The sequence below is a fragment of the Actinomadura rifamycini DSM 43936 genome (genome assembly GCF_000425065.1).
In the GTDB taxonomy this organism is placed as follows: Bacteria; Actinomycetota; Actinomycetes; order Streptosporangiales; family Streptosporangiaceae; genus Spirillospora; species Spirillospora rifamycini.
This window is the reverse complement of sequence record NZ_AULB01000025.1, coordinates 45,111-69,024: the sequence shown is the minus strand read 5'-3', so window position 1 is coordinate 69,024 and position 23,914 is coordinate 45,111. Positions and strand designations below refer to the sequence as shown.

The window sequence follows — 23,914 nt, the reverse complement described above, 5'->3', positions numbered from 1 at the left end:
ACGTCATGCAGCTGAACCTCGACGCGAAGACCGCCGTGGTCACCGGTGCCAGCCGGGGCATCGGCCTCGCGACCGTCCGGACCCTGACGGCCGAGGGGGTGCGCGTCGTCGGCGCCGCCCGCACGGTCACGCCCGAGCTGAAGGAGACCGGGGCGCACGCCGTGGCGGCCGACCTGAGCACGCCGGACGGCGTCGCGGCGCTCATGGACGAGGCGTTCGCCGAACTGGGCGGCATCGACCTGCTGGTGAACAACGTCGGGGGCGGGGACGCCGTCGAGCCCGGCGGGTTCCTCGACGTCGACGACGCCGCGTGGGGCTCGATCCTCGACGTGAACCTGATGAGCGCCGTCCGGGTGACGCGCGCGGCGCTGCCGAGCCTGATCGAGCGGCGCGGGTCGATCGTCAACGTGTCGTCCATGAACGCGCGGATGCCCGCCGCCGGCCCGGTCGCCTACAGCGCGGCGAAGGCGGCGCTCACCGCGCTGGGCAAGTCGCTGGCCGAGGAGTTCGGGCCGCGCGGGGTGCGCGTGAACACCGTCTCGCCGGGCGTGACCCGCACCGCGATCTGGGAGGACCCGGACGGCTTCGGCGGCAAGATGGCCGCGGCGGTCGGGGTGGAGCACGCCGCCCTGCTGGAGGGGATGCCGGCCGCGGCCGGGATCACCACCGGCCGCATCACCGAACCCGGCGAGGTCGCGGCGCTGATCGCGTTCCTGCTGTCGGACGTCGCGGGCAACACCATCGGCGCCGAGTACCTGATCGACGGCGGCTCGGTGAAGGCGAGCTGAACGACGTTCGTCCCCCGCGGGAGCCTCCCGCGGGGGACGGACCGTGCCGGATCAGGCCGAGACAGCCTCGATCGCGGGGGCGCGCAGGACGCGGCGGGTCGACAGGGCGGCGGTCGCGCCGGTGAGGACCGCGGCGAGCGCGACGACCCCGACGTACGTCCACACCCCGCCCTCCGGCACCGGCGAGTCGACGCGGACCAGGCTGAACGGGACGATCGTGAACAGCGAGGCCGCGGACCCGCAGACCACGCCGATGACGGTCAGCAGCGCCGACTCGACGGCGACCGTGCCCATCACCTGGCGCGGCGTCGCCCCGGCGAGGCGGGTCTGGCCGAACTCGCGGCGGCGGTGCGCCGTGGCCGCGACCAGGGTGTTCACCAGCATGATCGCCGTGAAGAGGACCACCATCCCGATCACCACGAAGTTGAGCGTCTCGATGTTCCTGTCCTCGGAGGTCTTGACGATCCCCGCGGCCGCCGCGGCGGAGTTCTCGGTGGACTGCATGTAGAGGGTGCCGACCGCGATGCCGGTGAACAGGATCACCGGGGTGACGGCGGCGGCCGTCGCGCCCGTCCGGCGCAGCATGCCGGTGACCGCCAGGTCGCCCGCGACGCCGCCGAACCGGCGCAGCGGACCGGCCAGGACGGACGCCGCGCGCCGCACGATCGCCGGAGCGAGCAGCGCCAGGCCGAGCGCGGCGAAGATGTCGGCCTGCCCGGAGGTGGCCATGGCGTTGCTGCCCTCGTCCCGCATCACCGTCACGGTCACGACCGCCTCGCCGAGCGCGACCGCGAAGAAGAGCCCCGCGAAGGCGGCCCGCTTCCTCGTGAGCCGCCCCGAGTCGGTCTCGGCGAGCGTGTCGGCGATCCGGCCGCGCGCCAGGCGGCGCGCGGTGAGCAGCGCGGCGCCGACCGCCGAGACGAACGTGATCCCGACGCCCATCGAGACCGCGACCGGGCCGAACGCGTGCGGCACGCTTCCCGGGACCTGCCCGGTGTCGTGCAGCAGCCCGAGCAGGGCGCGCCCGGCGAGGACGGCCGGACCGACCGCGAGCAGCGACGCGACCACCGCGAGCACCGCCGCCTCCCCGGTGATCATGCGGGTGAGCTGCGCGGGCGTCGCGCCGACGCTCTTCAGCAGCGCCATCTCCGCGGACCGCTGCCGCACCGACAGCGTCAGCGTGGACGTCACCGCGAACACCACCAGCAGCAGCCCCCAGCCGCCGACGACGCTCGCCATCGTGACCAGCGTCTCGTGGGCCGCCCCGCTCGTGCCGGACGCCGTGTCGAGCATCGACGCGAACGCCATCAGGATCGTCGCGCCGAGGAACAGGGCGAGGAAGCTCGCCGTGAACGCGCCGGTCCGCTTGCGCAGCGAGCGCAGTGCCAGGGCGGTCACCGGCCCGCCCCCGCCGGGACGCGCTGGCGCTCGACCTCGTCGGCCAGATGCGTCATCCGCTCGGCGACGGCCTCGGCCGTCGGCGCCGGCTGGTGCCCCACGATCCGCCCGTCCGCCAGGTAGAGGACGGCGTCCGCGCAGGCCGCCGCGACCGGGTCGTGCGTCACCATCACGATCGTCTGCCCGTCCGCCCGGACGGTCTCCCGCAGCAGCGCGAGGACCTCCCGGGCGCTCCGCGTGTCGAGCGCCCCCGTCGGCTCGTCCGCGAACAGGACGCGGGGCCGGGCGACGAGCGCCCGCGCGATCGCCACCCGCTGCTGCTGCCCGCCGGACAGCTCCGCCGGCAGATGCCCGAGCCGGTCGCCGAGCCCGACCCGCCGCAGCACGTCCGCGGCCGCCCCCCGGTCCACCGGGCGCCCCGCCAGCTTGAGCGGCAGCGTCACGTTCTGCATGACCGTCAGCGCGGGCAGCAGGTTGAAGTGCTGGAACACGAACCCGATCCGCTCCCGGCGGAACCGGGTGAGCGCCGCCTCGGTCTCGCCCGCCAGCTCGGCGCCGTCCACCAGGACCCGCCCCTCGGTCGGCCGGTCCAGCCCCGCGGCGCACTGCAGCAGCGTGCTCTTCCCGCTTCCGGACGGGCCCATCACCGCCGTGAACGACCCCGCGGGCAGCGACAGCGACACCCCGTCCAGCGCCGCCACCCGGCCGTCGCCCGTCCCGTAGACCTTCCGAACGCCCTCGAGCCGAAGGGCCTCACCCGACCTCTCGGCCGGGGGCGCGGTCTTGCGTCCGAACATCGATTCCGCCTTCCGCCCGTGCGCCCCCACCCGGAGCGCCTCCGGATACGAAGCTACGGACCGCGCACGCCCCGGCAGATGGGTCCAGCACGCCGATCGAGGTAGACAAAACCCCACTGTGTTTATTTGCAAGGCCCTCGGCGTCAGGCCGCGGGGCGGCCTTCCTTCAACGGGCCTTGCGTGCGATTGCTGCATCGCTCCGACTTGCCCAGGGGGCTCGCTGCGCGATCAGGTTCTTGCTTCGCTCGAACCTGGCTTCGCTCGCAATCGCAGTGGTACCGGCCCGCTCCGGCTAAGGAACCGGTGGCTGAGGAGCTGACGGCCGGGGACCTGGTGGTGGAGGACCTGGTGGCCGGGGACCGGGTGGCGAGGGCCCGCTGGCCAGGGGCGGGTGGCGATGGGTCCGGTAGCGAGGGACCGGTGGCCGGGACCTGGGGGCGAGGGTCCGTGGCCAGGGTCCGGTGACTGAGGAGTTGGCGGCCGGGGACCTGGTGGCTGGGGACCGGAGGGCGAGGGTCCGGTGGCCGGGACCTGGCGGCGAGGGGTCCGGTGGCGAGGGGTCCGGTGGCCAGGGACCGGCGGCCAGGGTCCGGTAACCAGGGTCCGGCGGCCAGGGACCGGATGGCGGAGGTTCGGTGGTCGGGGGCCTGGTGGCGAGGGGACGGTGGCTGGGGGGGGACCGGGGGTGGGGGGGGGGATGCGGGCGGGGGCTCTTGGGGGGTTGACAGGGGGTTATCGTTTATCGTTATTATCGATTAACGATATGGAGCTCCTGGAGGGGGCGGGGATGGACGCTGTGGCGTGGTGGAGACGGGTCGACGGGCGGGCGCTCGAGGGGGTGGTCGCGCTGGTGCTGCTGCTGGTGGGGCTGTTCGGGGTGGTGGTCCCGGTCCTGCGGGTGATCGGGCCGCTCCCGGGGGTCGACTCCCGGACGGTCGGGCTGGACGGCGCGGAGGGCGTCGGGGGAGCGGTCGCCGGGGACGGCGTCGAGCTGCGGGGGCTGCACGAGGCGGAGCTGGTCTTCGCCGACCCGGGACTGTGGGAGCGTGTCCTGATCGTGCTCCCGGGGGTGACCGGTGCGATCCTGTTCGTCGTGATCCTCGAGCGGCTCCTGCGGATGGTGCGCACCTTCCACGACGGCGACGCGTTCGCCCCGGAGAACGCGCGGCGGCTGACGGCGATCGCGGTGGCCGTCCTGCTCACCGGCACGCTCGTCCCGCTGGTGGCCGGGCTCACCGCGGGCGCGCTGGTGGACGGGACGTGGGCCGAGGAAGCCGCGCGGACCGGCTACGAGCCGTCCGGGCTGTGGGTGCTGGTGGCGATCCTGCTGTTCGCGGTGGCGGGCGCGTTCCGGCACGGCACCCGGCTGCGCGCCGACACCGAGGGCCTCGTCTGATGCCGTCGGAGGACGCGCACCAGATCACGGTGCACCTCGACGCGCTCCTGAAGGAGCGGGGGATGACGCTGGCGCAGCTCGCCGAACGGGTGGGCGTGACGGTCGTGAACCTGTCGGTGCTGAAGAACGACCGCGCGAAGGCGATCCGGTTCTCGACGCTGAGCGCGATCTGCCGGGAGCTGGACTGCCAGCCGGGGGACCTGCTCAGGTTCGACGGCTGAGGCCGGCGGCCCGGGACGCCGCCGCCCGCCACGCCGATGACGGCGCGGCGGGCGGCGGCGTCGCGGTGCGCGGTCAGGCGGGGCGTTCGAAGAGCAGTTCGCGGCCGTCCTCCTCGTCCCACTGCTCGCCGACGTGGACGAAGCCCTGCCCGGCGATGGTCGCGAGCGAGCCCGCGTTGTCCGGGCTGATCGACGCGCGGACCGTCCGGACGGACGGCTCGGCGGCGGCCCGGTCGAGGAGCGCGGCGAGCATCGCCCGCGCGTGGCCGCGGCGGCGGTGCGCGGGGTCGACGGCGTAGGCGATCTCGACGGTGCCGGTCCCGTCGGGGGCGGCGTGGTAGCCCGCGTGCCCGACGACGACGCCGTCCGGTTCGGCGACGGCGGCGCGGGCGATCCAGGGCGCGTCGGCCGGGTCGCGGGCGAGCTGGTCGAGGCGGCGGCGCCAGAGGCCCTTGGCGTCGTCGGTCCGGAAGTAGTCGGTGAGCGCGACGCCGGCGGCGGCGGAGGCGCGGTCGAGGTCGCCGTCGGCGAGCGCGCGCAGCGCGGCTGCGGGCAGTTCGACGAAGCGGATGGGCATGGGCGGCTCCTCGTGGGGGGCGATCGACCGGCGGAGGTCAGCCGGGCGGCGCGTGGTGGTCGGTGAGGCGGGCGAGCAGGTCGACGAGCCGGTCGCGGTCGGTGGGGGGCAGCGGGGCGAGCAGATCGTCCTGGACGCCGGCGATGACGGTGTCGAGCCGCCGCAGGCGGCGGGCGCCGTCCGGGGTGAGGGTGACGATGTTGCGGCGCCGGTCGGCGGGGTCGGGGGCGCGGTCGACGCACCGGTCGGCGGCGAGTTCGTTGAGGGCGGCGACGACGTCGCTGCGGTCGATGCCGGTGCTGCGGCCGAGTTCGGCCTGGCTCGCGGGGCCGAACTGCTCGAGGGCGGCGAGCAGCCGGTAGTGGTACCCGCGGGCGCCGACGGCGGCGAAGGCGTCGGTCACCAGGCGGTGGCTGTGCGCGGACGCCTGGGCGATCAGCCAGCTCGGCAGGCGGTGGAGGCGGTCGAGCGGCCCGGAGTCGGCGGTGTTCACGCGGGCCAGCCTACAAGGTTGTTGGCAGCACCAACGATCGGTTATCGTTGGCGTCGCCAACGTTGGAGTAACCAACGAAAGGAGCGTCCGTGGACGCCCACGACCGCATCGAACTCACCGACCTGGTCACCCGGCTGGGGCGCTGGCTGGACGGCGCGACCTTCGACGACCCCGCGCGCTTCTTCACCGCGGACGCCGAGGTGCACACCGCCGGGGGCGCCGCGCGGGGACGGGACGCGCTCGTCCGGCAGGCGCGCCGGAACCACACCGTGCCGACCCAGCACTTCATCACCGACCACCGGTTCGAACCGGACGGCGACCGGGTGCGGGTGACGGCGAACCTGCTGGCCGTCTTCGCGGGCGCGGACGGCCCGCGCCTGCTCGGCGAGCGCTACGACCTGCGGGCCGTCCGGACGGCGGACGGCTGGCGCATCACCCGGGTCCAGGCGGACCCGATCTGGGAGGCGGCGAATGTCTGAGATCACCCCGTACACGCTGGACGTCCCGCAACGCGACCTCGACGACCTCGCGGCCCGGCTGGACCGCGTCCGGTGGCCGGACGAGCCGCCGGGCTCCGGCTGGGAGCGCGGCGTCCCGCGGGCCCGCATGAAGGAACTCGTCGACCACTGGCGCACCGGCTTCGACTGGCGGGCCCAGGAGGCGCGGATCAACAAGTTCCCGCAGTTCACGACCGAGATCGACGGCGCGGACGTGCACTTCTTCCACGTCCGCTCCCCCGAGCCGGACGCGCTGCCGCTGATCGTCACGCACGGGTGGCCGAGCGCGTCCGCCGACTTCCTCGACATGCTCGGGCCGCTCACCGACCCGCGCGCGCACGGCGGCGATCCGGCCGACGCGTTCCACGTGGTCGTCCCGTCCCTGCCGGGGTTCACGCTGTCCGGGCCGACGCGCGACACCGGATGGAACGTGGCCCGCATAGCGCGCGCTTGGGCCGAGCTGATGGACCGTCTTGGGTACGGCCGGTACGGCGTGCAGGGCGGCGACTGGGGTTGGCCGGTCTCGCTCGGGTTGGCCGGTCTCGCCCAAGACCGAGTGGTGGGCGTGCACACGAACTACCTGCCGTCCCCGCCAGGGGACACCGAGGGCCTCACGCAGGACGACCTGGAGCGGCTCGCCCGGCAGAAGGAGTACGTGTCCGCCCCGGCCGGGTACTGGGTCATGCAGTCCACGCGCCCGCAGACGATCGCGTACTCCCTCGCCGACTCCCCCGCGGGCCAGCTCGCGTGGATCGCCGACCGGGTCACCGCCTGGACGGACCCCGCGATCGGCGTCGACGACGACCGGCTGCTCACGACCGTGACGCTGTACTGGCTCACCGGGACGGCCGGGTCGTCGTCGCGGCTGCACCACGAGGCCGCGGGCAGCCGGGGCGGGCTGCCCGCGTGCCCGGTGCCGCTCGGCGTCGCCGTGTCGCCGCACGACCTCGTCCGTCCGGTCCGGCGGCTCGCCGAGGCGTACCACGACGTCGTGCACTGGACGGAGTTCGACCGGGGCGGGCACCTGCCGGCGCTGGAGGTCCCCGAGCTGCTCACCGCGGACGTCCGGGCGTTCTTCCGGCTCGTCCGCTGAGCCCGGTCAGGGCGCGGTGAGTGCGTCGGAGAGGGCGCGCAGGCGGGCGCGGGCGTCGGCGTCGCGGGCCTGGGCGTCGGGCCGCGCCTCGTCGAGCCCGTCGAAGAAGCGGCCCGAGACGCCGTCGAGGGCCGGGTCGGTGACGAGCCGGTGCGTGGCGCGGACGCCCTCCTCCAGCGTGCTGATCGGGGACGAGACCATCTTCGTCGGCATGTACGTGGCGGGGTGCAGAGCGTTCGCGGTGACGCCCGTCCCGTCCAGCTCGGCGGCCAGGTCGACGGTGAACAGGATCTGGGCGAGCTTGCTCTGGCAGTAGGCGCGGACCGGGGTGTAGCCGCGGGTGAGCATCACGTCGCCGAAGTCGACGGCCTGCTGCCCGAGGCTGCTGACGTTCACGACGCGGGCGGGCGCCGAGGAGATCAGCACGGGCAGCAGCAGCCGGGTCAGGAGGTATCCGGACAGGTAGTTCACCGCGAACGCCAGCTCGTGCCCGTCCGCGCTCTCCTCCCGGGCGGCCGGTCCGCCGATGCCCGCGTTGTTGACCAGGACGTCCAGGCGCGGGTGGTCGGCGCGGACGGCTTCGGCGAGCGCGCGGGTCTCGGCGAGGGACGACAGGTCGGCCCGGTACCACGACGCGCGGCCGCCGATCTCCTTCAGCGTCGCCTCGCCGCGGGCGTCGCTGCGGCCGTGCACCAGGACGTGCGCGCCCTCGGCCGCGAGTCCGGCGGCGAGGGCGCGGCCGAGCCCGTCGGTGGCGCCGGTGATGAGGATCGTCTGCTCGTTGATGGGACGCATGGTCCCATCGTGCGTGCCAGGCGGGCCGTGCCGCCAGGTGCGGCGAGCCCTGGCGGCGGCCCTCGGCCTGCTCGCCGAGGTCGGCTACGACCGGCTCACCATGGAGGCGGTCGCGGCGCGCGTGCAGGCCAGCAAGGCGACGCTCTACCGGCGCTGGCCCGGCAAAGCCGAACTCGTCGTCGACGCGGTCCGCGCCCACGGCGGCGACGGGACGCCCGGCGGGGACGGCGACCCGCTCGTCCCGTCCGACACCGGGTCGCTGCGCGGCGACCTCGCCGGGGACGTCGACACCGCACTCTCCGTGGAGATCAACTCGGCGATGCTGTTCTCCCGGCTGTTCGTCACCGGCGAGCCGCTCGACGACGCGTTCGTCCGGCACCTGGTGGACGCCGTCCTGATCCCGCTGCTGACCGGCGGCCGCCCGGCGCCCGGTCCACCGGCCGACCGGCCGACGACCCAGGGAGACCAGTGATGTGGTCCGCGATCGTGCTCGGCTTCCTCGGCGGAGTGATGGGCGGCAACGGCGTCCCGCACTTCGTCCGCGGCATCACCCGGCAGTCCTACCCGAACCTGTTCGGCACCGGCCCGATCCCCAACCTGATCGGCGGCTGGGTCGGGCTGGTCGCGTCCGTCCTGCTCCTCGCCCTGGCCGGGCCGGGCGAGCACCCCGGCTGGACGTTCGGGGCCGCGGCCGCGGGCGTCCTCGCCATCGGCCTGCTCCACGCGGGCCCCGGCCCGTTCGGCGCGTCCGAGGAGCCGAGCGGCGCCTGACCGGCGGCCGTCACGGGCGGGACGTACCGCTGCGGGTCATCGGCCCGGAGACCGCCCACCGGAGTCGCGCCGCAGGCGCCACAGGGACGTGACCTCGGCGGCCCGTGCCGCGTGCAGCGGATCGTCCGCGTCGGCCGCCTTCGGATGGACGGGCGCCGCGTCGAGCCGGTCGACCGCCCGCAGGCCCGCGGCGGCGAACGCGGCCGCCAGGTCGCCCCGCGCCCGCAGCCCGAGGTGCTCGGCCAGGTCGGACAGGACCAGCCAGCCCTCGCCGTCCGGTTCGAGGCGGTCGGCGAGCCCGTCGAGGAAGCCGCGCAGCATCCGCCCGCCCGGATCGTAGACGGCGCGTTCCAGCGGCGTCGCGGGCTTCGCCGGGAGCCACGGCGGATTGCAGACGATGAGACCGGCGCGTCCGTCCGGGTAAAGGTCCGCCTGCACGACGTCGACGTCCACCTGTAGGCGCTCGACGTTCTCCCGGGCACACGCAAGCGCGCGCGGATCGAGGTCTGTGGCCACGACCCGTCCCACACCGCGCCGCGCAAGGACGGCCGCGAGGACGCCCGTGCCGGTGCCGATGTCGAACGCCGACGTCACGCCAGGGGGGATCGGCGCGCGCGCGACGAGATCGACGTACTCGCCCCGGACCGGTGAGAACACGCCGTAATGCGGGTGGATCCGGTCGCCGCCGAGAGCGGGAACGGGCACGCCCTTGCGCCGCCACTCGTGCGCGCCGATCACCCCGAGCAGTTCCCGCAGCGGCACCACGTACGGCTCGTCGCACGGCCCGTACGCCTCCGTGCACGCGTCCCGGACGTCCGGCGCCCGCCGCAGCGGGACCACGTGCCCGGCCTCGACCGGCACCAGCACCATGCCGAGCGTGCGCGCGCGCTGGGCCCGCGCCTGCCGGAACAGGTGGAACGCCTGCGCACCGGACGGTTCCGCCTTCTTCCTCTTGCGCGGGGGCGCGTCGACCCGGCGCGCGACGGCCTGCACGAGCTGCCGGGCGTTCTGGAAGTCGCCCCGCCACAGCAGCGCCGTGCCCTCGCACGCCGCCCGGTACGCGTCGTCCGCGCGCGTCGCGTCGTCGGCGACCGTCACCCGGCGGGGCGGGGGCGCGGTCTCCGAGCGCCAGCGCGCGCGCCGGTCCCGACCGTCCTCGAACCAGCCGACGGCCGGTTCGTCCGACACGTCCGCCTGCCCCTGCCCAGCACCCATACCGCGACCGTTCTGTGAGATCCCGCTTGGATCGTACGGGCGGTTCCGTCCCGCCCGTGCAGGACGAACAGTGCGACAATCAACGAATGCGACTTCCCGGGCCCGTGCACATCGCCAACGAGGGCCTCGCCTTCCTCGTCGAGATGGCCGCGTTCGCCGCGCTCGCCTGGTGGGGCTTCGACGCCGGCGGCGGCCTGCCCGCCGGCCTGGCGCTCGGCGCGGCCGCGCCGGCCGCGGCGATCGTCCTGTGGGGCCTGTTCGCCGCCCCGAAGGCCCGCTACGACGCCGGGCTGCCCGCCGTCCTGCTGGTGAAGGCGGCCGTCTTCGCCGCCGCGGCCCTCGCCCTCCTCGGCGTCGGGCATTCCACGCCCGCCGTCGCGTTCGCGGCGATCGCCCTGGTCAACACCGTGCTCGCGACGCTCGACCGGAACGCCCGCTTCCGCACCGCACGCGGCGAGGCGTCCGCGGGGTGAGCCAGTACTTCCAGGCCGGCGACGCCGTCCTGTGGAACCCGGCCACCGCGGTCGCCCGGCTGTTCGCGAGGACGGCCGAGACGCTCGCCGACCTCGCGGACGCACCGTCGGGCATCGGCCCGGAGCAGGCGGACGAGTACCAGGTCGACGTCGAAGCGTTCACGGCGTTCACCGACACCCTCGTCCGCCGCTACGCCTGCTCGAACCACGCCGTCCTGCGAACCCTCATGGACGGCTTCGTCGTCACGGCGCTCGCGCTGGTCCACCGGGCCGGCGGCGACGTCCCGGCCGTCGCCGCCCTCGGCACGGCCGAGGCGCGCGACCTCGCCGAGCGCGCGCGGCACCTCGAACGCACCATGCCGCACTGAACGGCGGCACCGGCTCCCGCTCCTGCCTCGCACCCTCGCCGAGCCGACCGGCCATGCGCCGTCCCGCCCCGGACTGGTACCGCGGTACCGCGCGGGGCGCCGAGGTGTCGACCGGGGGCCCGGCCCGCGGCGGTGATCCGCCCGTAGCGTCGGGCGCATCCGCCCCGGAACCGCCGGGGTCGGCGGGAGACGGCGGTCGTGATCGAAGTACGCGGTCTGACGAAGCGCTACGGAAAGAAGACGGCGGTGGACGATCTCAGCTTCACCGCCGAACCCGGAAAGGTGACCGGGTTCCTGGGCCCGAACGGCGCGGGCAAATCCACGACCATGCGCGTGATCGCCGGACTCGACGCCCCCACCCGCGGCTCGGCCACCGTCAACGGCCGGCGCTACGCCGGGCACGCCGCCCCGATGCGGGAGATCGGCATCCTGCTGGACGCGCGGTCGGCCCATCCGGGGCGCACCGCGTTCGCCCACCTGATGTCCCTGGCGCACACCCACGGCATCCCGCGCAGCAGGGTGCTGGACGTCATCGAGACGACCGGGCTGCAGAGCGCGGCCGGGAGCCGCGCCGGGCGGTTCTCCCTCGGCATGGGGCAGCGGCTCGGCATCGCGGCGGCCCTGCTGGGCGACCCGGCCGTCGTCATGCTGGACGAGCCGGTCAACGGCCTCGACCCGGAGGGCGTGCGCTGGGTGCGCGGGCTGCTGACCGGGCTGGCGGCCGAGGGCCGCACGGTGCTGCTGTCGTCCCACCTGATGGGCGAGATGACGCGGACCGCCGACCGCCTGGTGGTCGTCGGGCGCGGCCGGCTGCTCGCCGACACCACGGTCGACGCGTTCGTCCGGCGGGCCGGGGGCGGGGGCGCGGTGGTGGCGACCACCGAACCCGCGGCGCTGCGCTCGCTGCTGGCCGGCCCGGGGGTCGCCGTCACCGGCACGGGGGAGGAACTGGACGTCACGGGCCTGACCGCCCGCGAGATCGGCGCCGTCGCCGCCCGCCACCGGGTCCCGCTGTACCGGCTCACCGAACGGGAGGCGTCCCTGGAGGACGCCTTCATGGACCTCACCCGCGAGGCCGTGGAGTACCGGGCCGTGCCCGCCGGCAGCGGGGAGGCGGCGTGACGGTCGTGCCGGTCCGCGACGTGACGGCGCGGCGGGTGCTGCGCGCGGAGTGGTCGAAGCTGGGGACGCTGCGCTCCGGCCGGATCGCGCTCGCGGCGGCCGCCGCGGCGCTCCCGGCGATCGGGGTGATCGACGCGGCCGGCTTCGACCCCGCCGCCGTGCCGGAGGACGGCACCGTCCCCGACTCCCGCGACGCGGTCGCCGTCGCGCTGACCGGGATGCCGTTCGCGGTCCTGGCCGTCGCGGTGCTGGGGGCGCTCGGGTCCGCGGGCGAGTACGGCACCGGCCTGATCCGCGCCACCCTGACGGCCGTGCCGCGGCGGCTGCCCGTGCTGTGGTCGAAGTGCGCCGTGTACGGCGGGGCCGTCCTCGCCGTCGCCGTGCTCGCCGCGGTGGCGTCCTTCCTGCTGGGCGGCCTCGCGCTGCCCCCGGAGGCGGACGCCCTGTCGCTCGCGGACCCCGGCGTGCCGCGGCGCCTGGCCGGCGCGGGAGCCCACCTGGCGCTGGTGGCCGTGATCGCGGTGGCGCTGGGCATGCTCGTCCGCAACAGCGCGGGCGCCATCGCCGTCCTGGTCGCCGCCCTGCTCGTCCTCCCCGAGCTGGTCGGGCTGCTGCCCGGCGGACTCCCGGACGCCGTCCGCCCGTACCTGCCGAGCAGCGCGGGCGCTGCCATGACGGCCGCGCCGTCCGCACCGGACCTCCTCGGGCCCTGGGCGGGGGCGGCGGTCCTCGCCTCCTGGACGGCGGCGGCCGTCGCGGGCGCGGCCGTCCGGCTCGTCCGCACCGATGCCTGACGGGCCGACCGGCGACAATGATCCGATGAGCACGCATGCGACGCCGGGCGGGACGGCCGCGACCGCGCCGCTCCCGTGGCCCGCCTCCGCCGCGGGCCACCCGGCGCTGCAGCGGCTGGTCCGCGCGCAGCACCGCCTGCGGCGGGCCGACCGGCGGCGCCCGTGGCGGCTCGACACCGCGGTGGTGCTGCTGGCCGCCCTCGCGGCCGTGCCCGACCTGGTCCGCGCCGGAGGCGCCCCGAGCGGGCCGGCCGCCGGTCTGCCGCCCGGGGGTCTGGCCGTGCTCGCGGTCCTGCTCGTCTCGCCGCTGTGGTGGCGCCGCAGAGCCCCGGCGGCGGTCTTCGCCGCGGTCGCGCCGGGGTGCGCGGCCCAGTTCTCGCTGGGCCTCTGGGCGCAGGGCGGCTTCGCCCTGCTCGTCGCCCTCTACGGCCTGGCCCTGCGCGGTTCCCCGCGCGCGCTCGGCGCGGCGGCGGGCGCCACCGTCACCGGGGTGTGGCTGTCGGGCTGGTTCGTCCTCGCCGCCTACCGGGTGCCGTTCCTGATCCTGCTGACGGGCACGACGGCCGCCGCGGTCGCGCTCGGCCTCACCTTCCGGATCCGCGGGCTGTACCTCGCCGCGCTGGAGGACCGGGCCGTCCGGCTGGAGACCGAGCGCGACCAGCGCGCCCGGCTGACCGCCGCCGCCGAGCGGGCCCGGATCGCCCGGGAGATGCACGACATCGTCGGCCACAACCTGTCGGTGATCGTCGGCCTCGCGGACGGGGCCGCCGCCCTCGCCGCGAACCGGGGCGACGGCGCCGCCGAGCCGCTGCGGCTCATCGGCGACACCGGCCGGCAGGCGCTGGTGGAGCTGCGGCGCGTGCTGGGCGTCCTGCGGGACGAGCCGGGCGCCCGGCCGGCGGACACGGGCCCCGGACGCGAGCCCGAACCGCGGCTCGTCCCGCAGCCCGGACTCGGTGACCTGGACGCACTGCTGGGGCGGGTCCGCGCCGCCGGGCTGAGCACCGCCTGCCGCACCGCGGGCGACCTCGGCGCGCTCGGCGACGGACTCCAGCTCACCGTCTACCGCATCGTCCAGGAGGCGCTGACCAACACGCTCAAGCACGCCGGCCCGGAGGCCCGCGCGGAGGTCGCCGTCGAGGCCCGGGACGGACGGGTCCGGGTGCGCGTCACCGACACCGGGCCGCCGCCCGGACGCCCGGCGCGCCCGGCACCGGACGGAGAACCGGGACACGGCCTCGCCGGCATCCGCCGGAGGGCCGCACTGTACGGCGGATCCGTCACCATCGGCCCGCGCGGCGCCGCCGGCGGCTGGACGGTCGACGTGCTGCTCGACGCGCCCCCGCCCGGCGAACCCGCCGCGCCGGCACCGGGGGGCCGCCCGTGACCACCGTCCTCATCGCCGACGACCAGCCCCTGCAGCGCCTCGGGTTCCGCATGCTGCTGGAGGGGACGTCCGGGACGACCGCCGTCGGCGAGGCCGGGCACGGCGCCGAGGCCGTCCGGATGGCCGCCGATCTGCGCCCCGACGTCGTGCTGATGGACGTCCGGATGCCCGGCATGGACGGCATCGAGGCCACCCGCCGGATCGTCGCCGCGGGCGGCCGCACCCGCGTGCTCATCCTCACCACGTTCGACCTGGACGAGTACGCCTATGCGGGGCTGCGCGCCGGGGCGAGCGGCTTCCTGCTGAAGGACGCCCGCCCCGAGGAGCTCATCGCGGGCATCCGCGCCGTCGCCACCGGGGACGCCGTCGTCTCCCCCGGCCTCACGCGCCGCCTGCTCGACGCCCACGCCCACCGGGTGCTGCGGCCCGCCGGCCCGGCCGACGACCCGCGGCTGCGCACGCTCACCGAACGCGAACGCGAAGTGCTCGTCGCGATCGGCACCGGCCGGACGAACGCCGAGATCGCCGAACGCCTCGCGCTCACCGAGTCCACCGTCAAGAAGCACGTCGGCAAGGTCCTCGCCAAGATCGGCGCCCGGGACCGCATCCAGGCCGTCATCACCGCCTACGACATCGGGCTGGTCGCGCCCCGCAGCTGACGCCGTCCCGCCCGGCGGGTTCAGGCGGACGCGCGGAGGCGGGCGTCCAGGGCGTCCAGGTCCGGGACGAACCAGACGTGGCCGCCCGCGTTCGACTCGGCGACGAGGGCGCGCAGCGCCGAGCTCGTCGCCAGGTGCCCGGAGAGGTCGCCGACGATCGCCAGCCGGATCCGGTAGTTGACGAACTTCTGCATGATCTCGCCCGCGAAGCGGGAGCCGAGGGCGAAGAACCGCTCGTCCAGGCGCCGCACGGGCACGGCCACCACCTCGGCGCCGAGGAACGCGGCGCCGATCAGGTCGAGCGCGTCCGCCTCGGTGGCGATCGGCGGGCCGTCCGGGGTGCACACCAGCACCGGTGTCCCGGCCCGCTCCGCCATCTCGTCAGCCATCGCGTTCCTCCGCTCCCAGCAGGTCGTTGCCGCCGTCGAGCACGCTCTCGAGCAGGCGCAGCACGTCCGCGGTCGGGCCCGCGCCGCCGAGGACGACGAACTTCAGGCGCCGCCGCTCCGCGTCGTGCACCGCCTGGACGCGCAGGCGGTCCGCGGCGCTCCCGCCGCTCGCGCCGGTGTTCGCGGCGGCGAGGACGAGCGTGCTGAGCCGGTCGGCCGCGGCCCGGTCGACGCCGTCGATCTCGACGATGCTCGACACCTCGACGGACGCGCCCGCGCCCGTCCCGCCGGGGGTGGAGGGGCGGCCGGTGAGCGCTTCGAGGTCGGCGGGCGCGATCCGGTACTGCTTGCCGATGCGCACGGCGTTGAGCCGTCCGTCGCGGATGTAGCCGCGGACCGTCCGCACGTGCAGCCCGAGAAGGTCGGCGACCTCCTCGACCGAGTACATTTTCTCAGCCATCGCTCCCTATCGTACCGTGAAGAGGAGTGATGGGTGCGTTTGCGTCGCTAGAGCGGGTGATGTTTCACGGGAAACACGCCACGGTCCGGAGGCGACCGGACACGCCCGGATACGGCGACGGGCCGCACACCCCGGACGTCCGGGATGTGCGGCCCGTCGGGCGGCCCGCGGCCGGGTCAGCGGCCGGTGCCTCCGTAGACGACGGCCTCGACCTGCTCGGAGTCGAGGTCGAACGCGCGGTGGGCGGCGGCGACCGCGGTGTCGAGGTCGTCCTGCGCGACGACCACGGAGATCCGGATCTCCGACGTGGAGATCATCTCGATGTTCACGCCCGCGTCGGCGATGGCGGCGAACAGCTTGGCGGTGACGCCCGGGTGCGAGCGCATCCCGGCGCCGATCAGCGACACCTTGCCGATGCGGTCGTCGTAGCGCAGCGACTCGAAGCCGATGCGCTCCTTGACCTTGTTGAGCGCCGACAGCGCGGCCTGCCCGTCCGTGGCCGGCAGCGTGAACGAGATGTCGGTGCGCCCGGTGGACGCGGCCGACACGTTCTGCACGATCATGTCGATGTTGATCTCGGCGTCGGACAGCACCGTGAAGATCGTGGCGGCCTCACCGACCTTGTCGGGCACGCCCACCACGGTGATCTTGGCCTCGCTGCGGTCGTGCGCGACGCCGGAGATGATCGCCTGCTCCATGTCCTGTCCTTCGAGTTCGCTGCTGTCGACGACCCACGTGCCTTCCTTCTGGCTGAACGAGGACCGCACGTGGATCGGGATGTTGTAGCGGCGCGCGTACTCCACGCAGCGCAGATGCAGGATCTTCGCCCCGCTCGCCGCCATTTCCAGCATCTCCTCGTAGGAGATCTTCGGGACCTTCCGCGCGGCCGGCACGATGCGCGGGTCGGCGGTGAAGACGCCGTCGACGTCGGAGTAGATCTCGCAGACGTCGGCGCTGAGGGCCGCCGCCAGCGCCACCGCGGTGGTGTCGGACCCGCCGCGGCCGAGGGTGGTGATGTCCTTGGTGCCCTGCGAGACGCCCTGGAAGCCGGCGACGATGCAGATCGAGCCCTCGTCCAGCGCGGTCCTTATGCGCCCCGGGGTCACATCGATGATCTTGGCTTTGCCGTGGGAGCCGTCGGTGATGACCCCCGCCTGGGAGCCGGTGAAGGACCGGGCCTCGTGGCCCAGGTTCGCGATGGCCATCGCCAGCAGCGCCATGGAGATGCGCTCGCCGGCGGTGAGCAGCATGTCCAGTTCGCGTGCCGGGGGCAGGGGGCTGACCTGCTCGGCCTTGTCGATGAGATCATCCGTCGTGTCGCCCATGGCGGAGACGACGACAACGACGTCGTTGCCCGCCTTCCTCGTCGCGACGATGCGCTGGGCGACCCGCTTGACGCACTCGGCGTCGGCGACGGAGGAGCCACCGTACTTCTGCACGATAAGAGCCACGGTTTTGGGCGCTCCTCGGTTCGGGGTCAGGCGTACCAGCCGTCCAGTCTACCGAGGTCATCCGCTATGCCTACGTCCAGGTAATTCACGGACCGGTCACCCGGCCCGGGACGAAGCCGTACAACCGGCCCGTGGCGCCTTCGCGACTTCGGCCGTGCGCGCGTGCCGCGCCCGGGCCGGGCGCGTAGCCGCCCGGCGCGGTCGGGCGGGTCAGGTGCGGCCCAGTGCGCCGGTGACCATGGCCGTCGCGAGCGCGACGGCGTTCTCGGGGGTGACCCGCTCCGGCGGGCCGGTGAGCAGGCCGAACAGGGCGTTGGCGTACAGCAGCATCAGCGTCCGGACGGCGGCCTCCGGCGTGTCGAGCCCGAGGGCGCGGTGGTGCACGACGGTGAACCGGACGGACGCCTCCTCCATCCCCGCGATCGTCTCGCGGAGCGAGGGCCGCCGGGTGGCCTCCAGGCTGAGCTCGCACACCGCCAGGTACCGGACGCGGTGCTCGGTCGCGGCCGCGAACAGCGACATCCCGATCATCTCCGCGATCCGCGAGGGCGGGACCGGCGGGCCCTCGTGCGCGGCGGCGGCGTCCATGCCGGCGAAGTGGAGTTCGGCGACGCGGGCCGCCGCGGCGGCGAGCAGCGCGTCGCGGCTGCGGAAGTAGTTCGAGGCGGTCCCGGCGGGGACGCCGGCCCGCTCGTCGACCGCGCGATGGCTGAGCCCGTGCACGCCGTCGCGGCCGAGGACGTCGATCGCCGCGTCGGCCAGCGCGCGCCGCCGCTCCGTGTTCTGTGGCGCCACGCCCCGCACCCTACCCGCCGTCACAACGATCGTAGTGTTACGGTTATCGTAGTACAACGATCCTAGTGGTTAGGGGCCCGGATGAAGGTGCTGGTCATCGGAGCGGGCGTCGGCGGTCTCGCGGCGGCGCGCGGCCTGCTCGCCGCGGGGCACGACGTCGAGGTCCACGAGCGGGGACCGGCGCTGCGCACGTCCGGCGCGGCGCTGACGCTGTGGGCCAACGGCACCGGCGCCCTCACCGCGCTCGGCGCGTCGCTGGACGGCGTCGGCGCGCCCATCGACGTCCTCGAGCAGCGCGACGCGTCCGGCCGCACGCTGGTCAGCGTGGACACCGCGCACGCCGCCCGCCGCTACGGGCTCCCGAACATCTCCCTGCCCCGCCGCCGCCTCGTCGAACGCCTCGCGGCCGGACTGCCGGACGGGACGGTCGCGTTCGGCCGCGCGTGCACGGGCATCGCGCACGACGCGGGCGGCGTCCGCGCCGAGTTCGCCGACGGCGCGACCGCGACCGGCGACATGCTGGTGGGCGCGGACGGCGCCCGCTCGATCGTCCGGCGGACGCTGTGGGGGCGCGACCCGGCGGAGCCGAGCGGCTGGGCCACCTGGCAGGGGCTGAGCCGCGTGCCGATCGACGTGGTGGCGGGCCGCACCGGCCTGCTGATCAACGGCCCGGAGGGCGTGTGCGGGCTGATGCCGGCGGGCGAGGACCTGCTCCAGTGGTGGTTCGACCGCCGCTGGACGCCCGGGGAGCCCGAGCCGCCGTCCGTCCTGGACGACCTGCGCGCCCGGTTCGGGCACTGGGCGGCGCCCGTGCCGCAGGTGCTCGCGTCCGTCGCCGACGAGGAGATCGAGTTCTTCCCGCACCACCGGCACCGCGTCCCGGACGTCTGGGGCGAGGGGCGCTGCACGCTCGTCGGGGACGCGGCGCACACCATGCCGCCCACCCAGGCGCAGGGCGCCAACCAGGCGCTGGAGGACGCGTGGGCGCTGAGCCGGGTGCTGGCGGAGGGCGAGCCGGCGGACGTGCCCGCCGCGCTGCGCCGCTACGAGCGCGGACGGTCCCGCAAGGCGGCCCGGATCGCGCGGGTGGCGGCGACCGAGGCCACCGACGCGCACCCGGCGTCCCTCACCCGCCTCCTCCCCGACCGGTTCGTGAGCTGGGCGTACACCCGCTGGCTCGCGTCCATCAGCGACTACCTCGCGGCGGACGGCGCCGCCCGCCGCGCAGGAGCCCGCCGCACCGGAGCCCGCCGCCCGTGACGCGCCCGCCGGGCGGTGCGCGCGTCAGGCGGTGTGCTCGGCGGCCTGCCGGACGAACGCGTCGACGGCCTCGTCCCAGGGGAGGTCGTCCGCGTCCATGCCCACGAGCTCGGCGGAGTCGCGGCCGAGGACGTCGGCGTGCATGAAGACGGTGAACCGTTCGCCGCCGACGGGCACCCAGTAGGGCTCGACGTCGTCGCCGCCCGCGGCGTCGACGTCCACGGACAGGACGCCGGGGTCGATGCGGGGTCCGCCCCGCGCGGCCACGTCGTCCAGGAAGGCGAGGATGTTCGCGAGGAACATCTCCCATTTGGCGGCTTCCTCGGTGAGCCCGGCCAGCAGCGCGTCCCAGGACGTGCTCGTCCCGTCCTCGCACGGGGCCCAGCGGTCGCCGCCGCGCGCCGCCCGGACCGCCTCCAGCGGCACGCCGGGCATCTGGACCGACGTCTCCTCCCACCCGTCCGCGTCGCCGGGCGGTTCCGTGGAGGTGGAGAGCAGGAAGGTGCGCCGCGCGGATCCGTCCATGGCGCGGAAGTCGTCCTCGACCAGGACGTTTCCGCGCCAGCCGATGTGCGCGAGTGCGGAGCGGAGCGCGGCTTCGAGTTCACTGCGCAGCGCCTCGATGTTGGCGCGCGCGTGCCGCTCGACCGCCTCCGGGTCGTTGACGATGCCGTCGAAATCCTGATCCATGCGCGAGAGTGTGCCATCGCCGTCCGTCAGACCCGGCCGCGTCACAGGCCGCTGCCGAGGACGTACCAGACGACGTACACGACGACACCTGCGGCGACGCCCAGGCCCAGGAAGAAGCCGATGGTCTCCCAGGCGTCCGCGTCGGGGCGCATCAGGACGCGGCGCAGCGCGAAACCGATCAGGAACAGGCCGGCCGCGGCCATGCCGCCCGCGCTGACGAGCAACTCGGTGATGTTGGCGCGCCCGGTGTCGTCGGAGCGCGCGATGGCCGGATCGCCCAGTGGGCCGCCCGACGGCGGCACGTAGCGGGCGGGGAAGGAGTCGCCCACGTCGAGTCCCCCGGACTGGTGCCCGTTGTCGGGCGAGACGACCGTCCCCCACGAGCGGCCGTCATCGGCACGGAAGGAGCGCCGGCAGTGCTTCCTTCCCCGGCTGTCCCTCTCGCAGCTTTCCAGCGTGTAGGTGCCCGGTATGCCGTCGTTGAGGGCCCTCTTGGCCGTCAGGGCGGGCGCGGCGCAGATGCTCCAGCCCATGACCATGAGCACCACTCCGCCGACCGCGGCGCCCACGATCCTTTTCCACTCGTGCTCCTGCAGTTCGCGCAAGGCCGTCCCTTCGTCGGATCTTGGACGCCGTCCCGCCCGTCCCTGTTCCAGGGCATCGCGACGCTGATGTCGGTTTCCGCCAGTGGGCGCCCTCCGTGTCGTGTTATCCGCCGCCGTCCGGGGCGCCGGGTTCGCCGACCGCATGGGGCCGCTCGGGGACGGCGTGGGCGACGACGAGCTTGAGCAGCAGGACGACCGGGAGCCATGCGAGCCCCTCGGGTGCGGGGATCGCGGGGGCGAGCATCGCCCCCGTGAGGACGGCCAGCAGCGCGACCGGACGGGCGAGGCGGCGGGGCGCGCGGGCGACGAGGACGACGCCGGCGAGGGCCCACGCGTACCACAGCGGCCCCCACCACCACGCGGCGCCGAAGAGCGCTCCGACGATGATCGGCTGCACGTGGACGGCGGCGAAGCCGATCTCGTCGTGGAGGAAGCGGTTCACGCGGGTGGGCGGCAGCGGCAGGGGCCCGTGGTAGAAGCGCTTCGCGGAGTCGAGGCCGTTGGCGACGACGCCGCCCGCGAGGTCGTACGCGACCGCCGCGGCGACGGCGAGCCGCCACCACGACCAGCCGGCGTCGAGGCCGAGTCCGAGGGACGCGGCGACGCCGAAGGCGCCCGCGAGGTGCGCGAGGGCGCGCTCGCCGCGGGTCGAGCCGACGCCGAAGAACCAGCCGGGTTTCACGCGGGGCCCTCCCCGTGGCCGGCCGCGGCCTCGGCGGTCCAGCGGGCGAGGCCCTCGCGGGACAGCGGGTCGGTGCCGAGGACGTCCGCGATCCGGTGCCGCAGCAGGAGCACCGCGAGGTCGCTGACCAGGAGGAACGCGGCGCGTTCGGCGGTCGGCGCGTGCCGCCGGGCCGCCTCGAACAGGAGGCGGAACAGGCGGGCGCCGGCGGGGTCGTCACCGGGCAGCAGCCGCGCGAGGTAGGCGGGCACGGGGGAGCCGGGCGGCAGCCGGCGCAGCAGCGCGTCCGCGAGCGGCGCGGTGCCGCCGTCCGCCGGGTCCGGGTGGGCGGCGAGCTCGCCGAAGATCTCCTCCAGCAGGTCCGCCACGTGCCGGTCGACGGCCTCGCGGAGCGCGTCCTTCGACCCGAAGTGGTGGATGACCAGGGCGGCGGAGACGCCCGCGGCCGCCCCGATCCGGCGGACGGTGACCCGGTCGGGGCCGTCGAGGGCGAAGAGGCGCAGGGCCTCGTCGCGGATGGCGGCCCGGGCGGTGCGATCGTCGGCTGAACACATGTTCAAGATGCTAAACGTTTGTTTAGCCGGCGCGCAACGCTGATGTCGGTTTTCCGCTAGTGGACGCCCGTGGCCGTCGACGATGCTGGGGAGCATGCACGAGGACGTGGAGAGGTGCGTGCGCGCCGTCCGATCGAGGGACGCCCGGTTCGACGGGTGGTTCTTCACCGGGGTGCTGACGACGGGGATCTACTGCCGGCCGAGCTGCCCGGCCGTGCCGCCGAAGCCCGAGAACATGCGGTTCTACCCGAGTGCGGCGGCGGCGCAGCAGGCCGGGTTCCGGGCGTGCAAGCGGTGCCGCCCGGACGCCAGCCCCGGCTCGCCCGAGTGGAACCACCGGGCGGACGTCGTCGCCCGCGCCATGCGGCTCATCGCGGACGGCGCCGTCGACCGCGAGGGCGTCCCCGGCCTCGCGCGGAGGCTCGGCTACAGCACGCGGCAGATCGAGCGGCAGCTCAACGCCGAACTCGGCGCCGGGCCCCTCGCGCTGGCGCGCGCGCAGCGCGCCCAGACCGCGCGGCTGCTGATCGAGACGACGCCGCTGCCGATGGGCGACGTCGCGTTCGCCGCCGGGTTCGCGAGCATCCGCGCGTTCAACGACACCGTCCGGGAGGTGTTCGCGCTCACGCCCACCGAGCTGCGCGACCGGGTCGCGAAGGGCCACCCGCCGGCCGGGTCCGGCACCCTGGCGTTCCGGCTGCCGTTCCGGGCCCCGCTGTGCCCCGACAACCTGTTCGGGCACCTGGCGGCGACGGCGGTGCCCGGGGTCGAGGAGTGGCGGGACGGCGCGTTCCGCCGGGCGCTCCGGCTGCCGCACGGCCACGGCGTCGCGTCCCTGCGCCCGCACCCCGAGTACGTCGCCTGCACCCTCGCGCTCACCGACCTGCGCGACCTCACCATCGCGATCAGCCGGTGCCGGTGGCTGCTCGACCTCGACGCCGACCCGGTCGCCGTCGACGACCAGCTCGGCGCCGACCCGGCCCTCGCGCCGCTCGTCCGCAAGGCGCCGGGGCGGCGGGTGCCGCGCGCCGCGGACGGCCCCGAGTTCGCCGTCCGGGCCGTCCTCGGGCAGCAGGTGTCGGTCGCGGCGGCCCGGACGCACGCGGCGCGGCTCGTCGTCGCGCACGGGGAGCCGATCGACGACCCGCTCGGCGCCGGGGGCGGGCTGACGCACCTGTTCCCGACGCCCGAGGCGCTCGCGGGCCTCGACCCGGAGACCCTCGCGTTCCCCCGGTCCCGCCGCGCCACCCTGGCGGCCCTCGTGGACGCCCTCGCGCAGGACGCCATCGACCTGAGCGTCGGCAGCGACTGGGAATCGGCCCGCGCGCGCTTGGCGGCACTCCCCGGTTTCGGACCGTGGACGATCGAGACCATCGCCATGCGCGCGCTGGGCGACCCCGACGCGTTCATCCCCGGCGACCTCGGCGTCCGGACGGCGGCCCGCACGCTCGGCCTCCCGCACACCCCGGCCGCCCTCACCCGCCGCGCCGAAGCGTGGCGACCGTGGCGCGCCTACGCCGTCCAGTACCTGTGGGCGACCGGCGACCACGCCATCAACTACCTGCCCGCCTCTTAGGAGAATCGCCATGCGGACAACGCACACGGTTTTGGAAAGCGCAGTGGGGCCGCTCACGGCGGTGGTCACCGACGGCGCCCTGTCCGGCCTCTACATGCAGGACCAGCGGCACCGCCCTGCCCAAGACACGTTCGGTCTCCCCGCGGACGACCCGGACGAGAAGCCGTTCGCGCAAGTCGCGGAACAGCTCGACGCCTACTTCGCCGGGGACCTCACCGAGTTCGACGTGCCGCTCGCACTGAACGGCACCCCGTTCCAGCGGCGCGTCTGGGACGCGCTCCGGCACATCCCCTACGGGGAGACCGTCACCTACGGCGAGCTGGCGCAGGACATCGGCAGCCCCACCGCCTCCCGCGCCGTCGGCCTCGCCAACGGCAAGAACCCGATCAGCGTGATCGTCCCGTGCCACCGGGTCGTCGGTTCGAACGGCGACCTCACCGGGTACGGCGGGGGCATCGAGCGCAAGCGGTACCTGCTGGAGTTCGAACGCACCGTGCGGCACGGCGCCGCCCCCGCGCTCTTCTAGGCCCGGACGAACTGTCGGAGCCCTCGGATAACGTGCGGGCACGGGCCGGACGTCCGGTCCGCGCGGTATCGAAAGGGCAGGT

The 23,914-nt window shown here is 75.2% G+C and carries 30 protein-coding genes; 16 read left to right on the top strand and 14 right to left on the bottom strand.

What is annotated here, in order from left to right:
* Positions 1–5 precede the first annotated feature (5 nt).
* Complete coding sequence (locus H505_RS0123715; protein ID WP_026403962.1) at positions 6–788, top strand: oxidoreductase; 783 nt, start codon at positions 6–8, stop codon at positions 786–788.
* Positions 789–839: 51 nt separating this feature from the next.
* On the opposite strand, the gene H505_RS0123710 is transcribed toward H505_RS0123715, so the two are convergent.
* Positions 840–2,186 carry an ABC transporter permease gene (locus H505_RS0123710; RefSeq protein WP_026403961.1) on the bottom strand — a complete coding sequence of 449 codons (1,347 nt, stop codon included), beginning with the start codon at positions 2,184–2,186 and terminating at the stop codon, positions 840–842.
* The gene (locus H505_RS43975) at positions 2,183–2,983 is read right to left on the bottom strand and encodes an ABC transporter ATP-binding protein (RefSeq protein ID WP_034519579.1); all 801 of its coding nucleotides are present in this window, start codon (positions 2,981–2,983) and stop codon (positions 2,183–2,185) included. Before H505_RS43975 ends, H505_RS0123710 begins: the two co-directional genes overlap by 4 nt.
* Positions 2,984–3,746: 763 nt before the next feature.
* Between H505_RS43975 and H505_RS0123695 the strand changes: the two genes are divergently transcribed.
* Both H505_RS0123695 and H505_RS0123690 read left to right on the top strand, forming a co-directional pair.
* Entirely contained in the window at positions 3,747–4,379 is a 633-nt protein-coding gene (locus tag H505_RS0123695; protein ID WP_051301088.1) for a DUF2975 domain-containing protein, read from the top strand.
* Positions 4,379–4,600, top strand: coding sequence for a helix-turn-helix domain-containing protein (locus H505_RS0123690; protein ID WP_026403959.1), 222 nt, complete (start codon positions 4,379–4,381; stop codon positions 4,598–4,600). Before H505_RS0123695 ends, H505_RS0123690 begins: the two co-directional genes overlap by 1 nt.
* Before the next feature lie 73 nt (positions 4,601–4,673).
* Here H505_RS0123690 and H505_RS0123685 read toward each other — a convergent pair whose 3' ends face one another.
* Together H505_RS0123685 and H505_RS0123680 are read right to left on the bottom strand one after the other, a co-directional pair.
* Positions 4,674–5,177, bottom strand: coding sequence for a GNAT family N-acetyltransferase (locus H505_RS0123685; RefSeq protein ID WP_026403958.1), 504 nt, complete (start codon positions 5,175–5,177; stop codon positions 4,674–4,676).
* 37 nt (positions 5,178–5,214) lie between these two features.
* A complete protein-coding gene (locus H505_RS0123680) occupies positions 5,215–5,670 on the bottom strand; it encodes a MarR family winged helix-turn-helix transcriptional regulator (RefSeq protein WP_026403957.1) in 456 nt (151 codons plus the stop codon).
* Positions 5,671–5,759: 89 nt separating this feature from the next.
* On the opposite strand from H505_RS0123680, the gene H505_RS43970 reads away from it, so the two are divergent.
* Positions 5,760–6,149: a nuclear transport factor 2 family protein gene (locus H505_RS43970; protein WP_034519528.1), complete on the top strand. Its 390-nt coding sequence runs from the start codon at positions 5,760–5,762 to the stop codon at positions 6,147–6,149.
* Positions 6,142–7,260, top strand: a complete 1,119-nt coding sequence (locus H505_RS0123670) for an epoxide hydrolase family protein (protein ID WP_026403956.1) — start codon at positions 6,142–6,144, stop codon at positions 7,258–7,260. Before H505_RS43970 ends, H505_RS0123670 begins: the two co-directional genes overlap by 8 nt.
* Before the next feature lie 6 nt (positions 7,261–7,266).
* Here the strand turns inward: H505_RS0123670 and H505_RS0123665 are convergent, their stop codons facing one another.
* Positions 7,267–8,055 carry an SDR family NAD(P)-dependent oxidoreductase gene (locus H505_RS0123665; protein WP_026403955.1) on the bottom strand — a complete coding sequence of 263 codons (789 nt, stop codon included), beginning with the start codon at positions 8,053–8,055 and terminating at the stop codon, positions 7,267–7,269.
* A 37-nt stretch (positions 8,056–8,092) separates the two neighbouring features.
* On the opposite strand from H505_RS0123665, the gene H505_RS52480 reads away from it, so the two are divergent.
* Both H505_RS52480 and H505_RS43960 read left to right on the top strand, forming a co-directional pair.
* A complete protein-coding gene (locus H505_RS52480; RefSeq protein ID WP_051301087.1) occupies positions 8,093–8,527 on the top strand; it encodes a TetR family transcriptional regulator in 435 nt (144 codons plus the stop codon).
* On the top strand, positions 8,527–8,826 hold the full coding sequence (locus H505_RS43960; protein ID WP_034519521.1) for a hypothetical protein: 300 nt from the start codon (positions 8,527–8,529) through the stop codon (positions 8,824–8,826). Before H505_RS52480 ends, H505_RS43960 begins: the two co-directional genes overlap by 1 nt.
* Positions 8,827–8,862: 36 nt before the next feature.
* Here the strand turns inward: H505_RS43960 and H505_RS0123650 are convergent, their stop codons facing one another.
* Entirely contained in the window at positions 8,863–10,041 is a 1,179-nt protein-coding gene (locus H505_RS0123650) for a methyltransferase (RefSeq protein ID WP_051301086.1), read from the bottom strand.
* An 86-nt stretch (positions 10,042–10,127) separates the two neighbouring features.
* Between H505_RS0123650 and H505_RS0123645 the strand changes: the two genes are divergently transcribed.
* The 6 genes from H505_RS0123645 (at position 10,128) to H505_RS0123620 (ending at position 14,844) form a co-directional block, all read left to right on the top strand.
* Positions 10,128–10,514: a YrdB family protein gene (locus H505_RS0123645; RefSeq protein WP_034519518.1), complete on the top strand. Its 387-nt coding sequence runs from the start codon at positions 10,128–10,130 to the stop codon at positions 10,512–10,514.
* Positions 10,511–10,882 (top strand): DUF6086 family protein, encoded by a 372-nt coding sequence (locus H505_RS0123640; protein WP_026403952.1) that lies wholly within the window; start codon positions 10,511–10,513, stop codon positions 10,880–10,882. Before H505_RS0123645 ends, H505_RS0123640 begins: the two co-directional genes overlap by 4 nt.
* Before the next feature lie 246 nt (positions 10,883–11,128).
* Entirely contained in the window at positions 11,129–12,004 is an 876-nt protein-coding gene (locus H505_RS0123635) for an ABC transporter ATP-binding protein (protein WP_341849570.1), read from the top strand.
* Positions 12,001–12,798 carry an ABC transporter permease gene (locus H505_RS0123630; protein WP_026403950.1) on the top strand — a complete coding sequence of 266 codons (798 nt, stop codon included), beginning with the start codon at positions 12,001–12,003 and terminating at the stop codon, positions 12,796–12,798. Before H505_RS0123635 ends, H505_RS0123630 begins: the two co-directional genes overlap by 4 nt.
* A gap of 25 nt (positions 12,799–12,823) precedes the next feature.
* Entirely contained in the window at positions 12,824–14,185 is a 1,362-nt protein-coding gene (locus tag H505_RS43955) for a sensor histidine kinase (RefSeq protein ID WP_084550704.1), read from the top strand.
* Positions 14,182–14,844 (top strand): response regulator, encoded by a 663-nt coding sequence (locus tag H505_RS0123620; protein ID WP_026403949.1) that lies wholly within the window; start codon positions 14,182–14,184, stop codon positions 14,842–14,844. Before H505_RS43955 ends, H505_RS0123620 begins: the two co-directional genes overlap by 4 nt.
* Before the next feature lie 20 nt (positions 14,845–14,864).
* Here H505_RS0123620 and H505_RS0123615 read toward each other — a convergent pair whose 3' ends face one another.
* The 4 genes from H505_RS0123615 to H505_RS0123600 all read right to left on the bottom strand — a co-directional run bounded on the left by H505_RS0123615 (position 14,865) and on the right by H505_RS0123600 (position 17,939).
* Positions 14,865–15,233 carry a DUF4180 domain-containing protein gene (locus H505_RS0123615; protein WP_026403948.1) on the bottom strand — a complete coding sequence of 123 codons (369 nt, stop codon included), beginning with the start codon at positions 15,231–15,233 and terminating at the stop codon, positions 14,865–14,867.
* A complete protein-coding gene (locus H505_RS0123610; RefSeq protein WP_026403947.1) occupies positions 15,226–15,693 on the bottom strand; it encodes a helix-turn-helix domain-containing protein in 468 nt (155 codons plus the stop codon). The genes H505_RS0123615 and H505_RS0123610 overlap by 8 nt, the downstream gene beginning before the upstream one ends.
* 176 nt (positions 15,694–15,869) lie before the next feature.
* Positions 15,870–17,144 (bottom strand): aspartate kinase, encoded by a 1,275-nt coding sequence (locus H505_RS0123605; RefSeq protein WP_026403946.1) that lies wholly within the window; start codon positions 17,142–17,144, stop codon positions 15,870–15,872.
* Positions 17,145–17,354: 210 nt separating this feature from the next.
* Positions 17,355–17,939 carry a TetR/AcrR family transcriptional regulator gene (locus tag H505_RS0123600; RefSeq protein WP_026403945.1) on the bottom strand — a complete coding sequence of 195 codons (585 nt, stop codon included), beginning with the start codon at positions 17,937–17,939 and terminating at the stop codon, positions 17,355–17,357.
* 81 nt (positions 17,940–18,020) lie between these two features.
* Here H505_RS0123600 and H505_RS0123595 point away from each other — a divergent pair, with 81 nt between their 5' ends.
* Positions 18,021–19,199: an FAD-dependent oxidoreductase gene (locus tag H505_RS0123595; RefSeq protein ID WP_026403944.1), complete on the top strand. Its 1,179-nt coding sequence runs from the start codon at positions 18,021–18,023 to the stop codon at positions 19,197–19,199.
* A gap of 24 nt (positions 19,200–19,223) precedes the next feature.
* Here the strand turns inward: H505_RS0123595 and H505_RS0123590 are convergent, their stop codons facing one another.
* The 4 genes from H505_RS0123590 to H505_RS52475 form a co-directional block, all read right to left on the bottom strand.
* Complete coding sequence (locus tag H505_RS0123590; RefSeq protein WP_026403943.1) at positions 19,224–19,889, bottom strand: hypothetical protein; 666 nt, start codon at positions 19,887–19,889, stop codon at positions 19,224–19,226.
* Between the two features lie 41 nt (positions 19,890–19,930).
* Positions 19,931–20,494 (bottom strand): hypothetical protein, encoded by a 564-nt coding sequence (locus H505_RS0123585; protein WP_026403942.1) that lies wholly within the window; start codon positions 20,492–20,494, stop codon positions 19,931–19,933.
* A 103-nt stretch (positions 20,495–20,597) separates the two neighbouring features.
* Complete coding sequence (locus H505_RS43950; protein WP_051301085.1) at positions 20,598–21,176, bottom strand: hypothetical protein; 579 nt, start codon at positions 21,174–21,176, stop codon at positions 20,598–20,600.
* Complete coding sequence (locus H505_RS52475; protein ID WP_026403941.1) at positions 21,173–21,730, bottom strand: TetR/AcrR family transcriptional regulator; 558 nt, start codon at positions 21,728–21,730, stop codon at positions 21,173–21,175. The genes H505_RS43950 and H505_RS52475 overlap by 4 nt, the downstream gene beginning before the upstream one ends.
* Positions 21,731–21,824: 94 nt before the next feature.
* Between H505_RS52475 and H505_RS0123570 the strand changes: the two genes are divergently transcribed.
* Both H505_RS0123570 and H505_RS0123565 read left to right on the top strand, forming a co-directional pair.
* A complete protein-coding gene (locus H505_RS0123570) occupies positions 21,825–23,306 on the top strand; it encodes a DNA-3-methyladenine glycosylase 2 family protein (RefSeq protein ID WP_026403940.1) in 1,482 nt (493 codons plus the stop codon).
* 10 nt (positions 23,307–23,316) lie between these two features.
* Positions 23,317–23,832, top strand: coding sequence for a methylated-DNA--[protein]-cysteine S-methyltransferase (locus H505_RS0123565; protein ID WP_026403939.1), 516 nt, complete (start codon positions 23,317–23,319; stop codon positions 23,830–23,832).
* Positions 23,833–23,914: the final 82 nt, after the last annotated feature.